Consider the following 13,766-nt stretch of genomic DNA (forward strand, 5'->3'; position numbering starts at 1 on the left):
GGGCGCGGCCAGGAGCGGGAGCCGCCCGTCCGGGGACCGGCGCCGGGAGGCCGCCGTACGCCTCTGAGAGACTGGGGCGCGATGACAGAGACAGCACACCCGCGGACAGCGCCCCTGCGCGCCCGCGCCGAGATCGATCTGGCCGCCCTGCGCGCCAACGTGCGGGCCCTGCGTGCCCACGCGCCGACCGCGGCCCTGATGGCCGTGGTCAAGTCCGACGCGTACGGCCACGGCGCGGTCCAGTGCGCCCGCGCCGCGCGCGAGGCGGGCGCCACCTGGCTGGGTACGGCCACCCCGGAGGAGGCGCTCGCCCTGCGGGCGGCCGGCCTGCCGGGACGCGTCATGTGCTGGCTCTGGACCCCGGGCGGCCCCTGGGCCGAGGCCGTCGAGGCCGACATCGACGTGTCGGTCAGCGGGATGTGGGCCCTGCGGGAGGCCGTGGCGGCCGCCGAGGCCGTCGGGACGCGGGCCCGGGTGCAGCTCAAGGCCGACACCGGCCTCGGGCGCGCCGGCTGCCAGCCCGCCGACTGGCCGGAGCTCGTCGCAGGGGCCCTGGCCGCCGAGGCGCGCGGGCTGATCACCGTGACCGGACTCTGGTCCCACTTCGCCTGCGCCGACGAGCCGGGCCACCCCTCGATCCAGGCCCAGCTCGCGCTGTTCCGCGAGATGGTGTCGTACGCCGAGGAGCAGGGGGTCCGCCCCGAGGTGCGGCACATCGCCAACTCGCCCGCGACCCTGACCCTCCCCGAGAGCCACTTCGATCTCGTACGGACCGGCATCGCGGTCTACGGGATCTCGCCGAGCCCCGAGCTCGGCACCCCCGCCGACTTCGGACTGCGCCCGGTGATGACGCTGAGCGCGTCGCTCGCGCTGGTCAAGCACGTACCGGCCGGCCACGGCGTGAGCTACGGCCATCATTACGTCACCCCGGGCGAGACCACACTCGGCCTCGTCCCCGTCGGCTACGCGGACGGCGTCCCCCGGCACGCCTCGGGCACCGGCCCCGTCCTGGTCGGCGGCAAGTGGCGTACCGTCGCGGGCCGGGTCGCCATGGACCAGTTCGTCGTCGACCTCGGCGGTGACGAGCCGGAGCCCGGCGCCCGCGCCGTCCTGTTCGGACCCGGCGACGGCGGTGAGCCCACCGCCGAGGACTGGGCGCGCGCGGCGGGCACCATCGCGTACGAGATCGTCACGCGCATCGGAACCCGCGTTCCGCGCGTCTACGTGAAGGTGAAAGAGGAACAAGACGGGTAGCACCCTGGAGCCGAACAGGCGCGCGGGGCCCGGCGGGTGGAGAGTGGCGGGCGGAACACGGCGGGCGGGAGCCGGGCCGACGCGCGCACAGCCCAGAGCCGACAGCGGACAGCCGACAGCCGGAGCGAAGAGGAGCGGGACGTGAGCGAGACCAGTGCGGAGGCCGTCGTGAGCGCGGCCTCGGCAGCCGCCGCCTCCGCCGGGAACTGGCGCAGGGCCGGTGTCGCCGGCGCCGCGATAGGCGTGGTCGCGGCGGGCGCCGCGGCCGGAGTCGCGATCGAGCGGCTGACCGTCGGGCGCGGCATACGCAAGAAGGCGCGTCTCGCCCTCGACTCGACCGGCCCGTACGGCACGCTGCGCGGCACGCCCGGCAAGGCGTACGCGGACGACGGCACCGAGCTGTACTACGAGGTCGACGAGGCCGAGCCGGAGGCATCGCTCGCCCCGCGCCGGCGCAGGCTCTTCGGCCGCAAGGCCCCCGCCCCCGTCACCGTCGTCTTCAGCCACGGCTACTGCCTCAACCAGGACTCCTGGCACTTCCAGCGCGCCGCGCTGCGCGGTGTCGTGCGCACGGTGCACTGGGACCAGCGCAGCCACGGACGGTCCGGGCGGGGTGTGGCCCAGACGGAGGACCGCAAGCCGGTCACCATCGACCAGCTCGGCCGCGATCTGCTGGCCGTCATCGAGGCGGCGGTGCCCGAGGGCCCGATCGTGCTCGTCGGGCACTCCATGGGCGGCATGACCGTCATGGCGCTCGCCGACCAGTTCCCCGAGCTGATCCGCGACCGGGTCGTCGCCGTCGCCCTGGTCGGTACGTCGTCGGGGCGGCTCGGCGAGGTCAACTTCGGGCTGCCCGTCGCGGGCGTCGCCGCCGTGCGGCGGGTGCTTCCCGGTGTGCTGAAGGCGCTCGGGCAGCAGGCGGCCCTGGTGGAGCGGGGACGACGGGCCACGGCCGACCTGTTCACCGGGGTCATCAAGCGGTACTCGTTCGCGGGCCGGGACGTCGATCCGGCCGTCGAGCGGTTCGCCGAGCGGATGATCGAGGGCACGCCGATCGACGTGGTCGCCGAGTTCTACCCGGCGTTCACCGACCACGACAAGACCGCGGCGCTCGCCCGTTTCACCGAGATGCCCGTCCTCGTCCTCTCCGGGGTGAAGGACCTGGTGACACCGAGCGAGCACAGCGAGGCGATCGCCGACCTGCTGCCGGACGCGGAGCTGGTGCTCGTGCCCGACGCGGGACACCTGGTCATGCTGGAGCACCCCGAGGTCGTCATAGACCGCCTCGCCGACCTCCTCGTGCGCGCCGGAGCCGTGCCGGCAGGGGCTACCGTTGGCGGCTATGGAAGCACCAGCAGCAGCGCACAACCCGGCTGAGCCCGCCCAGGACGGCGTCGGCGTGCAGATCACCGTCAACTCTCCCGAGCAGATGCAGGAGTTGGGCCGCAGGCTCGCCAAGCTGCTGCGCGCGGGCGACCTCGTGATGCTGAACGGCGAGCTCGGCGCGGGCAAGACCACGCTGACCCGCGGGCTCGGTGAGGGGCTCGGCGTCCGCGGCGCCGTCACCTCGCCCACCTTCGTCATCGCCCGTGTGCACCCCTCCCTCGGCGACGGACCGCCGCTCGTGCACGTGGACGCGTACCGCCTCGGCGGCGGGCTCGACGAGATGGAGGACCTCGACCTCGACGTCTCGCTCTCCGACTCCGTGATCGTCGTGGAGTGGGGCGAGGGCAAGGTCGAGGAGCTGACCGACGACCGGCTGCACGTCGTCATCCACCGGGCCGTCGGGGACACCACCGACGAGGTACGGCACGTGAGAGTCACGGGACTCGGGCGGCGCTGGGCCGCCGCCGATCTGACGGTGCTCGCGGCCTGAGCGGGGCGGGCTCGCGTCCCGGCGCCGCACATCCGCACATGCCCGGTTTCGCCGGGTCTTCGTGGCGCGGGCGGCCTTCGCTCGTACATTCGGCCAACGTTTCCGACAGGACGTCGGCAAAATATTGCGTTCGGCGTCCCGGCCGTGGTCACATGGACATCAGTACGTGGTTAGGTCTACCTAACCACGCTTGCCCCCGAAGCCCGAGGAGGCGTCCATGTCGGCATCAGAGTCGGCTGCAGTGCCGGCTTCAGAACGTGACGTGCCGGCCGCGCCGCGTGCGGTGGCCGGGGTGTCGATGCGGGATCTGCTGGCGGCGTGCGCCGCGGCGGAGGCGGTGTCCAGGCCGCCCCTCGCACCCCTGGCCGACCCCGGCGCGGAGCGCCCCCGCAGGGCCGCCTGACACACACGCGGGCCGGGGCACCGCCGCGGTCACTTGACGACGACGACCTTCGCGCCGACGGTCGCGAACCCCCACATCGCGTCGCCGTCGGCGCGCGAGGAGCGGATGCCGCCGAGCTTCTTCTCCGGGTCGGGCGCCTCCGTGGAGCCGTTCACCGCGGCGCTGAAGCCGAAGGCGATGCCGTTGACCAGCGAGAACCGTACGACGTGCTCGATCTGCGTCCCGTCGGACCCGGGGGTCGAGCCGGTCCGCGACGTGACGGCGTAGGTGCCGGGGTCCGGGTCGACCGTGCCCGGGGTGACCTTGAAGACGCGCTTCACCTTGTTGCCCGCGCCGACGAGCCAGACGCGGTCGGAGCCGGTCGAGTAGACGACCCGCGCACCGGTGCCGGACGCGGCCGGCAGCGCGGCCGGGTCCTTCTTGGCCCGGGGTGCCTTGGAGACGGAGGGCTTGGCCGACACGCTCGCGCTCGGTTCGCTGCCCAAGGTGTCCGGAACGTTCGCGGATGCCTGGAAAGCGAGGAAGCCGACTGCCGCGAGCGCCGCCACGGTGAGCCCGGCCACGATTCCCGAGCTGCTCCTAGCCACCTTGTGTGCCCACCTCTCGACCTTCGTACGTCCTTGCTGTTGACGGTAGCAGCCGAGGGACGGGAGTCCCGGGCGGCCTTGCGTCGGGCTCCGGCGCCGTACGCTGTTTGCGTGCTCTTGCTCGCTCTGGATACCGCCACCCCCGCCGTGACCGTCGCCCTGCACGACGGCACGTCCGTCATCGCCTCGTCGAGCCAGGTGGACGCGCGCCGGCACGGGGAGCTGCTGCTGCCGGCCGTCGACCGGGTGCTCACCGAGGCAGGCCTCAAGCTGGACGCCGTCACCGGCATCGTCGTGGGCGTCGGCCCCGGCCCGTACACGGGGCTGCGCGTCGGCCTCATGACCGCCGACACCTTCGGAGTCGCGCTCGGCGTGCCCGTGCACGGTGTCTGCACCCTCGACGGGCTCGCGTACGCGGCCGATGTGGAGGGACCGTTCGTCGTCGCCACGGACGCCCGGCGCAAGGAGGTCTACTGGGCGCGGTACGCCGACCGCCTTACCCGGCTGTCGGAGCCCGCCGTGGACCGCCCCGCCGAGATCGACGAGGCCGTCACCGCGCTGCCCGCCGTCGGCGCGGGCGCGCTCCTGTACCCCGGTACCTTCGCCGACGCCCGCGCCCCCGAGAACGTCTCGGCCGCGGCCCTCGCCTCCCTGGCCGCCGGGAAGCTGGCCGCCGGTGAGGAACTGGAGCCGCCCAGGCCGCTGTATCTGCGCCGCCCGGACGCCCAGGTGCCCAAGAACTACAAGGTGGTCACCCCCAAGTGACCTTCGTACTGCGCGAGATGCGCTGGTGGGACATCGATCCCGTACTGGAGCTGGAGAAGGAACTCTTCCCCGTCGACGCCTGGTCCCGGGGCATGTTCTGGTCCGAGCTGGCCCACTCCCGGGGACCGGAGGCCACCCGGCGCTACCTGGTCGCCTGTGACGGCGACCGGCTCGTCGGATACGCCGGGCTCGCCGCCGCGGGAGACCTGGGCGACGTGCAGACGATCGCGGTGCGGCGGGACCAGTGGGGCACCGGCCTCGGCGGCCTGCTGCTCACCGAACTGCTCCGGGCCGCCAGCGACTTCGACTGCGCCGAGGTGATGCTCGAGTGCCGTGTGGACAACGTCCGCGCGCAGAAGCTCTACGAGCGCTTCGGCTTCGAGCCCATCGGCTTCCGGCGCGGCTACTACCAGCCGGGGAACGTGGACGCCCTGGTGATGCGGCTGCACGACCCATCGACCTCCGTACAAGGAACAGAGACCCATGGCTGACGAACCACTCGTCCTCGGCATCGAGACCTCCTGCGACGAGACCGGTGTCGGCATCGTCCGCGGGCACACCCTGCTCGCGGACGCGATCGCGTCGAGCGTCGACGAGCACGCGCGCTTCGGCGGGGTCGTTCCCGAGGTCGCGTCCCGGGCCCACCTGGAGGCGATGGTCCCGACCATCCAGCGGGCGCTGAAGGACGCGGGTGTGTCGGCCGGGGACCTGGACGGCATCGCGGTCACGGCCGGACCCGGGCTCGCCGGGGCGCTGCTCGTCGGGGTCTCGGCCGCGAAGGCGTACGCGTACGCGCTCGGCAAGCCGCTGTACGGCGTCAACCACCTCGCCTCCCACATCTGTGTGGACCAGCTGGAGCACGGCGCCCTGCCGGAGCCCACGATGGCCCTGCTGGTGTCCGGCGGCCACTCCTCGCTGCTGCTGTCCACCGACATCACCTCCGACGTACGGCCGATGGGCGCGACCATCGACGACGCGGCGGGCGAGGCCTTCGACAAGATCGCGCGCGTGCTCAACCTCGGCTTCCCGGGCGGCCCGGTCATCGACCGGTACGCCAAGGAGGGCGACCCGAACGCCATCACGTTCCCGCGCGGTCTGACCGGGCCGCGCGACCCGGCCTACGACTTCTCCTTCTCCGGTCTCAAGACCTCCGTGGCCCGCTGGATCGAGGCCAGGCGGGCGGCCGGGGAGGACGTGCCGGTGCGCGACGTGGCCGCGTCCTTCCAGGAGGCCGTGGTGGACGTGCTCACCCGCAAGGCCGTCCGCGCGTGCAAGGACGAGGGCGTCGACCACCTCATGATCGGCGGTGGCGTGGCCGCGAACTCCCGGCTGCGCGCGCTCGCCCAGGAGCGCTGCGAGGCCGCCGGCATCCGGCTGCGGGTGCCGCGCCCCAAGCTGTGCACGGACAACGGGGCGATGGTCGCCGCGCTGGGCGCCGAGATGGTCGCCCGGAACCGGGCCGCCTCCGACTGGGACCTTTCGGCGGACTCGTCGCTGCCGGTGACCGATCCGCACGTGCCGGGGCGCGGGCACACGCACACGCATACGCACGATCACGTGCACGAGGTCGCGAAGGAGAACCTCTACCCGTGACCGTCGCGCTGATGTGGGAGGCACGGGCCGTCGCCGGCCGGGGCGGGGACCTGCTCGCCTGGGTGCGCGGGCAGGAGATCCCCGGGAACCCGGTGCGGCGGGAGATCCTGCGGGCGCCCCAGGACCGGGTCCTCGTCATCACCTGGTGGGACGCGGAGTACGACGCGGAGCTGCCCGAACTGCCGGAGCCGGACGGTGACCTGGTGTCCCGGGCGGTGCACCGCTGGCGCTTCGAGTCGGTCCCCGCACACTGACCGCCGCCCCTCGGCCGACGGGCACCGGTGGGTCCCGTGCGCCCGGCCGCGGGGTGCCGGGCGCAGGGGGCTGGATCCCCGGGGAGCCGGTTCAGGACACCTGCGCGACCTCGGTCTCGCAGCGCATGTGCCGGTCCGTGCCGAGCTTCCGTACCGGACCCGTCAGGTTCAGCCGGACCGTGTGGCGCACGTCCGCGCTGGAGGCGCCGAGCCGCAGCTCCAGGGCGCCCGGTTCGACGATCCGGGTGCCGGTGCGGTCGGCGAACGCCGAGAGGTCCGCGTGGAAGCGGAAGGTCACCCGGCGGGCCTCACCCGGTGCCAGGTCCAGGCGCCGGTAGCCGATCAGCCGCACGTCCGGGCGGGTCACCGAGGCCACCGGGTCGTGCAGGTAGAGCTGGACGACCTCGGCGCCCGCGCGCTCACCGGTGTTGCGGACGGTCACCGACACGTCGTACGAACCGTCGGTGCCGATCCCGGTGCCGGTCCCGGTCTCGGGAACCTCGACCGGCTCCCAGTCGAACGAGGTGTACGAGCGGCCGTGGCCGAACGGGTACAGCGGCGTCGGGTCCAGGCTGCTGACCTCGCCCGCCAGGCCCAGCGGCGGCTGCAGATACGTCCACGGCTGGCCGCCCGGATCGCGCGGCACGCTCACCGGCAGCCTTCCCGACGGGCCGACCCGGCCGGACAGCACGCCCGCCACCGCGGGGCCGCCCTCCTCGCCCGGGAAGAACGCCTGGACCACGCCGCCGAGACGGTCCTGCCAGCGGCCCAGCGCGTAGGGGCGACCGGTGAGCAGCACCAGGACCACCGGGACCCCCGTGGCGACCAGGGCGTCAAGGAGGTCGCCCTGCACACCCGGCAGGCCGAGGTCGGCCACGTCGCAGCCCTCGCCCGAGGTGCCCCGGCCGAACAGCCCGGCCCGGTCGCCGAGCACCACCACGCACACGTCGGCCTCGGCGGCCCGCGCCACCGCCTCCTCGAAACCGGACCGGTCCGCGTCCGAGACCCCGCAGCCCTGCGCGAACGTCACCTTGGCGTCCGGCAGTTCGGCGCGCAGCGAGTCGAGCACGGTCGGGATGTCCACGCCGGCCGGCACCTCGGGGTGGTGCGTGAGCACGTGCGAGGGGAACGAGTAGCAGCCGAGCATCGCCAGGGGGTCCGCCGCGCGGGGACCGACCACCGCGATCCGGGTGTCCGGGGCCAGCGGCAGCACGCCGTCCGCGTTGTCCAGCAGGACCACCGACTCCTCGGCGAGCTTGCGGGCGAGCGCCCGGTTGCCCGCGGAGTCCAGGTCGACGCTCCGGCCGGTCTCCGGCCGCCAGTCCTCGTCCAGCAGACCGAGCTCGCACTTCTGGAGCAGCACCCGGCGGGCCGCCCGGTCGATCAGCGACTCGGGGACGGTGCCCGCGCGGACGGCGGCCACCAGCGGCTCGCCGTAGCACTTCAGCGTGGGCAGCTCGACGTCGATGCCGGCCTCCAGCGCCTTGTGCGCCGCCTCGGCCTCGGTGCCGGCCACCCGGTGCAGGCTCTGGAGGAAGCCGATGCCGAAGTAGTCCGAGACCACCGTGCCGGTGAAGCCCCACTCGTCGCGCAGCAGCCCGGTCAGCAGGTACGGGTCGGCCGACGCCGGGACGCCGTCGATGTCGTTGTAGGCCGCCATCACCGAACGGGCGCCGCCCTCGCGCAGCGCCATCTCGAACGGCGGCAGCGTGATGTCGGAGAGCTCGCGTACCCCCGCCCGCACCGGTGCCTGGTTCCGGGCGCCGGCCGAGGCCGCGTACCCGGCGAAGTGCTTGAGCGTGGCCACGACCCCGGCCGACTCCAGGCCCCGCACATAGGCGGTGGCGACGGTGGCGACCAGGTACGGGTCCTCGCCGATCGTCTCCTCCACCCGGCCCCAGCGCAGATCGCGGACCACGTCCAGGACCGGGGCGAGGCCCTGGTGGACGCCGACCGAGCGCAGATCCTCGCCGATGCGCCGGCCCAGCTCCTCCACCAGCTCCGGATGGAAGGTGGCGCCCCAGGACAGCGGGACCGGGTACGCCGTCGCCTGCCAGGCCGTGAAGCCCGCCAGGCACTCCTCATGGGCGACCGCGGGGATGCCGAAGCGGCTCGCTTCGATGATCCGGCGCTGGGCGCGGGCAAGTGCCTGCGCGCCCAGCGCCGGGTCCACGGGGGCGGTGCCGAAGGAGCGGGTGAGCTGGCCGAGACCGAGGGTGATCAGCTCGTCCCAGTCGTAGTCGGAGGACATCTCGCTCTGGAGCGGGGCGACTCCGCCGCCGTCCGTGTCGGCGCCCACCCACACGCCGTACAGCTGGGCGGTCTTCTCCTCCAGGGTCATCCGGGAGAGCAGGTCGTCGACGCGGGTCGCGGCGGGCAGGGCGGGATCGCGCCAGGGAGCGGTGGTCATGGAACTCCTGTCGGGGAAAGGGGGGTTCGAGCGCCCCTGGTCGTACACGTTCACTTGCCGCCCACACCCATGAGGCCGCCGACCAGCGCGCGGCGGGCCACCAGGTACACGATGAAGATCGGGACACCGGAGAGGACGACCGAGGCGAGGATCGCGGGAATGTTCACGCCGAACTCGCTCACGTAGTCGAACAGGCCGAGGGTCAGCACCCGTGGCCCGTCGGACTGGGTGAAGATCAGCGGGAAGAGGAAGCCGTTCCAGGCCTGGAGCGCCGCGTAGATGACGACGGTGCTGATGCCGCCCTTGGACATCGGGATGACGAGCTGGAACAGCATCCGGGTGGTGGAGGCGCCGTCCAGCGCCATCGCCTCGTACATCTCCTCGGAGATGTCCCGCAGCGTGCCGGTGAGGATCAGCACCGACACCGGCATGGCGAACGCGGCCGTCGGCAGCACGATCGCGAGCAGGCTGTCGTAGAGGTTGAGCTTGGCGATCATCAGGTAGAGCGGCACCACGACGGCCTGCGCCGGGATCGCCACGCCCAGCAGGAACAGCCGGAACGCGGCCCCCGACCAGACGCTGCGGGTCCGCACGGCCACGTAGGACAGCGGGACGCACAGCACCAGGACGATCAGGACGACGCCGGCCGCGGCCAGCACCGTGTTCCACAGCAGGTGGCCGAAGCCGTTGTGCAGGACGGTGTTGTAGTTGTCCAGGGTCGGATGGGACGGCGGCTTCAGGGCGTTGTGGCCCAGCGCCTCGTCCTGGTGGGTGAGCGAGGCCGAGAACATCGCGTAGATCGGGATGATCACGACGGCCAGCCAGATCAGCGAGCCGGCGCCGGCGAGCGGGTTGGCGCGCCCGGCCCAGTGTCTGCGGCGGCGCGCGGGCCGCTCGGCCGTCGGGGCGGAGTCCGTCCTCACGGGACGGGGCAGAGTGTCGTGTGACATGGCGTCACATCCCTTCCCTGGTACTGCGCATCGCGCCGAAGCCGGACAGCTTCACCATCAGCAGGGACAGCGCGGTCGCCGCGAGCACCAGGAACGAGGCGACGGCGCTCGCGTAGCCGAAGTCGTAGCTCTTGAAGCCCGCCTCGTACATCAGGTACGGCAGGATCGCCGTGTCGGTGCCCGGACCGCCCTGGGTGAGGATCAGGACCGTCTCGAAGTACGTCAGCGAACCGACGACCATCAGCACACCGGACGTCGTCGCGGTGTTGCGGAGCTGCGGCAGCGTGATCGAGAAGAACTGCCGCAGGCGTCCGGCCCCGTCGATCGCCGCCGCCTGGTAGAGCACCTCGGGGATCTGCCGCGCCCCGCCCTGGTAGATCAGGGTGTGGAAGGGGATGAACTGCCAGCCGCCGACGAACACGATCGCGAGGAACGCGCCGCTGGTCGTGCCCAGGGTGTCCTTGTGGATGATCCCGAAGTTCGGGTCGAGCAGCGCGTAGAACAGCAGCGCGATCGCCGTCGACGACAGCAGGAACGGCACGAAGAAGATCGCAGAGAGGACCGCGCGGTTGCGCTGCCTGCCCGCCGCCCACACCCCGAGGAGCAGGGAGATCACCGTCTGGAACGCCCAGCTCACCACGGTCAGTCCGACGGTGACCGTCAGGGACTGGGTCAGCCGGTCGTCGCTCAGCAGCTTGCGCCAGTTGGCCAGACCGGCCGGCTTCGGATCGCCCAGGCCGTTCCAGCTGGTGAACGACAGGTAGAAGGCCAGGACCATCGGGGCGAGGGCGAAGAACGCGAAGAACAGGACGCCGGGGAGGGCCAGCGCCGCGCTCGGGCGGCCGGCCCTGTTGCGCCGGGCGGAGCGGGGGCGGCCCGCGTCGTTCCGCGGGCCGCCCTTGACCTGCGACACGCTCACTTCAGCTCCTTGAGCGCCGACACGAACTGCGTCGGCGAGGACTTGCCCACGAACAGCTTGTTGACCTCGGTGAGCATCGGGGTCGCCACGTTCGGGTCGACCGCCTGGTCCCAGCTCAGCGTGAACGCGGGGGCCTTCTGCACCATCTCGTACTGGAACTTGGCGAACTCCGGGTTCGGCGAGGCGTCCAGGAGGGTCGCCGCGTTCGAGGTGGCCGGGACGTCGCCGTTGGCTATGAGTTCCTTGGTGTACGCCAGGGAGGCGGAGTCCCGCAGGAAGGCGATCGCCGCGTCCTTGTTGGAGGTGTGGGCGTTCACCGACCAGTAGTTGGTGGGGTTGCCGACCACGTTGCGGATGTCGCCGGCGCCGCCCTCGATCTGCGGGAAGGCGCACCAGCCCATGTTCTTCTTGGCGAAGTCGGGGAACTTGCCGAGCTGCGTGGAGTACTCCCACGAACCCATCAGATGCATCGCCGCCTTGCCCTTGGCGAAGACCGCGGGAGCGCCGCCGTTGCCGTACCCCACCGAGCTGTAGCCCTTGCCGAAGGCGCCGTCGTCGATCAGTTGCTTGACCGTCTGGGCGGCCTTGAGGACGGCCGGGTCGCCCCAGGCGGAGGCGTCACCGTTCTTGATCTTCTCGAAGACCTGGGGGCCGCCGATCCGGTCGACCAGGTACTCCAGCCACATGAGTTCGGGCCAGATGTCCGCGCCGCCCAGGGCGAACGGGGTGATGTTCGCCTTCCTCAGCTTGGTGTTGATGTCCAGCAACTGGTCCCAGGTGGTGGGCGGCTGGAGCTTCTGCTCCGCGAAGACGGTCTTGTTGTAGAAGAGGATCACGGGCTGCATGCCGCGCATCGGCACGCCGTAGTTCTTGCCGTCCAGTCCGCCCGCCGCCAGCACCGACGGCAGGAAGCCGCTCTTGAGCACCGGGTCGGACGTGATGACGTCGGTCAGGTCGACGAGCTGGCCGGCCTCGCGGTAGGCCTTGATGGAGCCGCCGCCCCAGTTGAAGAACACGTCGGGGGCGTTGGGCGAGCCCATCGCCGTACGCAGCTTGGCCGGGTAGTCGGTGGCGGGCACCTTCTGGAGCTTGATCGTGCCCTTGGCCTTCTTCGCGGCGGCCGACGCGTTGAACCGGTTCACGGACTTGACCTGGATCTTCGCCGCGTCGTCGCCGTATACGAACGCGGTGAGCGTCCCGTCGGCGCCCGAGCCGCCGCCGGAGCCGCAGGCGGTGAGCCCGCCGACGGAGGCCAGGGCTGCCGTGCCCGCGCCGAGGAACCAACGTCTGCTGTAGGACTCCATAGGACGGCACCTCTCGGTAGGCGCGAAGGATCGCCGGTGATCCATCGCGAATGTTTCGAGTTATTTTTCGAATGTTCCGGGAAGGTAAGGCGATCCGGTAGGCCCGTCAAGGGGTCGCGCAGAGATACGATCGCCGCCATGAAGCCTGGGAAGTCCGCAGAACCACAGACGGCGACGCTGGCCGAGATCGCCCGGGAGGCCGGTGTCTCGGCTCCGACTGTTTCGAAAGTCCTCAACGGCCGCGCCGACGTCGCCCCCGCGACCCGCTCCCGGGTCGAGGAGTTGCTGCACGCCTACGGCTACCGCCGCCGCCGTGCCGAGGCCTCCCGTTCGCCGCTGATCGACCTGGTCTTCCACGAACTGGAGAGCGCCTGGGCGATGGAGGTCATCCGGGGCGTGGAGAACGTCGCCAGGGACGCCGGCCTCAGCGTGGTGCTCTCCGAGTCCGCCGGGCGGCTCACCCCCGGCCGGACCTGGGCCGACCAGGTCGCCGCCCGCCGCCCGCACGGCGTGGTGCTCGTCCTCTCGGGCCTCGACGACTCCCAGCGCGCCCTGCTGAACAGCCGCTCCATCCCGTTCGTGGTGATGGACCCGGCGGGCGACCCCGGAGTCGACGTGCCCTCCATCGGCGCCACCAACTGGCAGGGCGGCCTCGCCGCCACCCGCCACCTCGTCGAACTCGGCCACACCCGGATCGGCGCCATCAGCGGGCCGTCACGGATGATGTGCAGCCGGGCGCGCGTCGACGGCTACCGCGCGGCGCTGGAGACGGCCGGGCTCCCGGTCGACCCCTCGCTGATCGTCGCCGGGGACTTCCACCACGAGGCCGGCCACCGGATCGGCCTCGACCTGCTGCGCCGCCCCGACCGGCCCACGGCCGTGTTCGCCGGCAACGACCTCCAGGCGCTCGGCCTCTACGAGGCGGCCCGCGAGCTGGGGCTGCGCATTCCCGAGGACCTGAGCGTCGTCGGCTTCGACGATCTGCCGGTGGCGCGCTGGGTGGGGCCGCCGCTGACGACCGTACGGCAGCCGCTCACGGAGATGGCCGAGGCGGCGGCGAAGCTGGTGCTCGACCTGAGCCGCCAGGAGAGGCCGTCGGCCGGGACGAGGATGGAACTGGCGACCAGCCTGGTCGTGCGCAGCAGCACGGGGGCGCCTCCGGCGTGAGGCCGGGCGCCTCCGGTAGCTCGCCCCTGTCGTTCGCGGTTCGGTCCGGTGGGTGGGTGGGTCGGGGCCGTGCCGGTGCATCAGCCCGTCGCCGTTGGATGAGGCGTGGCCGTCGGTGGCGACGGGCATCGATGTACCGGCACGGCCCCTTCCGTGCGCTGCCGACCGCGGGTGCTTCGTGGTGGCCTTTCGGCCCCGGGGCTGGGGGCGTGGGGCCTGTGTGTGGCGCGGGGCCGGGGTGGCCGGATCGGCTCGAAGTCGGCCGGGGGACCGTATTGACGGGT

General features: G+C 72.4%; 14 protein-coding genes. 9 read left to right on the top strand and 5 right to left on the bottom strand.

Translation table 11 applies throughout. From position 1 onward, the window contains the following. Nucleotides 1-81 precede the first annotated feature (81 nt). The 4 genes from alr (at nt 82) to OG485_RS26000 (ending at nt 3,533) form a co-directional block, all read left to right on the top strand. A complete protein-coding gene (gene alr, locus OG485_RS25985; RefSeq protein WP_328670931.1) occupies nt 82-1,254 on the top strand; it encodes an alanine racemase in 1,173 nt (390 codons plus the stop codon). A gap of 141 nt (nt 1,255-1,395) precedes the next feature. Then, a complete protein-coding gene (locus OG485_RS25990; RefSeq protein ID WP_328670933.1) occupies nt 1,396-2,631 on the top strand; it encodes an alpha/beta fold hydrolase in 1,236 nt (411 codons plus the stop codon). Continuing rightward, nucleotides 2,597-3,130 carry a tRNA (adenosine(37)-N6)-threonylcarbamoyltransferase complex ATPase subunit type 1 TsaE gene (gene tsaE / locus OG485_RS25995; protein WP_328670935.1) on the top strand — a complete coding sequence of 178 codons (534 nt, stop codon included), beginning with the start codon at nt 2,597-2,599 and terminating at the stop codon, nt 3,128-3,130. The genes OG485_RS25990 and tsaE overlap by 35 nt, the downstream gene beginning before the upstream one ends. A 217-nt stretch (nt 3,131-3,347) precedes the next feature. After that, nucleotides 3,348-3,533, top strand: coding sequence for a hypothetical protein (locus tag OG485_RS26000; RefSeq protein ID WP_328670937.1), 186 nt, complete (start codon nt 3,348-3,350; stop codon nt 3,531-3,533). A 29-nt stretch (nt 3,534-3,562) separates the two neighbouring features. Here the strand turns inward: OG485_RS26000 and OG485_RS26005 are convergent, their stop codons facing one another. Beyond that, nucleotides 3,563-4,120, bottom strand: a complete 558-nt coding sequence (locus tag OG485_RS26005; protein ID WP_328670939.1) for a hypothetical protein — start codon at nt 4,118-4,120, stop codon at nt 3,563-3,565. A 111-nt stretch (nt 4,121-4,231) separates the two neighbouring features. On the opposite strand from OG485_RS26005, the gene tsaB reads away from it, so the two are divergent. Genes tsaB through OG485_RS26025 form a run of 4 tightly spaced genes read left to right on the top strand, consistent with a single transcriptional unit; the run spans nt 4,232 to nt 6,732 of the window. Beyond that, nucleotides 4,232-4,885: a tRNA (adenosine(37)-N6)-threonylcarbamoyltransferase complex dimerization subunit type 1 TsaB gene (tsaB, locus tag OG485_RS26010; RefSeq protein ID WP_328670941.1), complete on the top strand. Its 654-nt coding sequence runs from the start codon at nt 4,232-4,234 to the stop codon at nt 4,883-4,885. 17 nt (nt 4,886-4,902) lie between these two features. After that, nucleotides 4,903-5,376 carry a ribosomal protein S18-alanine N-acetyltransferase gene (rimI, locus tag OG485_RS26015; protein ID WP_328674639.1) on the top strand — a complete coding sequence of 158 codons (474 nt, stop codon included), beginning with the start codon at nt 4,903-4,905 and terminating at the stop codon, nt 5,374-5,376. Next, a complete protein-coding gene (gene tsaD / locus OG485_RS26020) occupies nt 5,369-6,478 on the top strand; it encodes a tRNA (adenosine(37)-N6)-threonylcarbamoyltransferase complex transferase subunit TsaD (RefSeq protein WP_328670943.1) in 1,110 nt (369 codons plus the stop codon). Before rimI ends, tsaD begins: the two co-directional genes overlap by 8 nt. Further along, complete coding sequence (locus OG485_RS26025; RefSeq protein WP_328670945.1) at nt 6,475-6,732, top strand: hypothetical protein; 258 nt, start codon at nt 6,475-6,477, stop codon at nt 6,730-6,732. The genes tsaD and OG485_RS26025 overlap by 4 nt, the downstream gene beginning before the upstream one ends. 91 nt (nt 6,733-6,823) lie before the next feature. On the opposite strand, the gene OG485_RS26030 is transcribed toward OG485_RS26025, so the two are convergent. Genes OG485_RS26030 through OG485_RS26045 form a run of 4 tightly spaced genes read right to left on the bottom strand, consistent with a single transcriptional unit; the run spans nt 6,824 to nt 12,315 of the window. Further along, complete coding sequence (locus OG485_RS26030) at nt 6,824-9,142, bottom strand: glycoside hydrolase family 3 N-terminal domain-containing protein (protein ID WP_328670947.1); 2,319 nt, start codon at nt 9,140-9,142, stop codon at nt 6,824-6,826. A gap of 50 nt (nt 9,143-9,192) precedes the next feature. Next, complete coding sequence (locus tag OG485_RS26035) at nt 9,193-10,092, bottom strand: carbohydrate ABC transporter permease (protein WP_328670948.1); 900 nt, start codon at nt 10,090-10,092, stop codon at nt 9,193-9,195. 4 nt (nt 10,093-10,096) lie between these two features. Further along, the gene (locus OG485_RS26040; protein WP_443048940.1) at nt 10,097-11,005 is read right to left on the bottom strand and encodes a carbohydrate ABC transporter permease; all 909 of its coding nucleotides are present in this window, start codon (nt 11,003-11,005) and stop codon (nt 10,097-10,099) included. 2 nt (nt 11,006-11,007) lie between these two features. After that, on the bottom strand, nt 11,008-12,315 hold the full coding sequence (locus OG485_RS26045; protein WP_328670950.1) for an ABC transporter substrate-binding protein: 1,308 nt from the start codon (nt 12,313-12,315) through the stop codon (nt 11,008-11,010). Between the two features lie 138 nt (nt 12,316-12,453). Between OG485_RS26045 and OG485_RS26050 the strand changes: the two genes are divergently transcribed. Then, nucleotides 12,454-13,482 (top strand): LacI family DNA-binding transcriptional regulator, encoded by a 1,029-nt coding sequence (locus OG485_RS26050; protein ID WP_328670952.1) that lies wholly within the window; start codon nt 12,454-12,456, stop codon nt 13,480-13,482. Nucleotides 13,483-13,766 lie beyond the last annotated feature (284 nt).

The sequence above is a fragment of the Streptomyces sp. NBC_00328 genome (genome assembly GCF_036139655.1).
Lineage (GTDB): Bacteria > Actinomycetota > Actinomycetes > Streptomycetales > Streptomycetaceae > Streptomyces.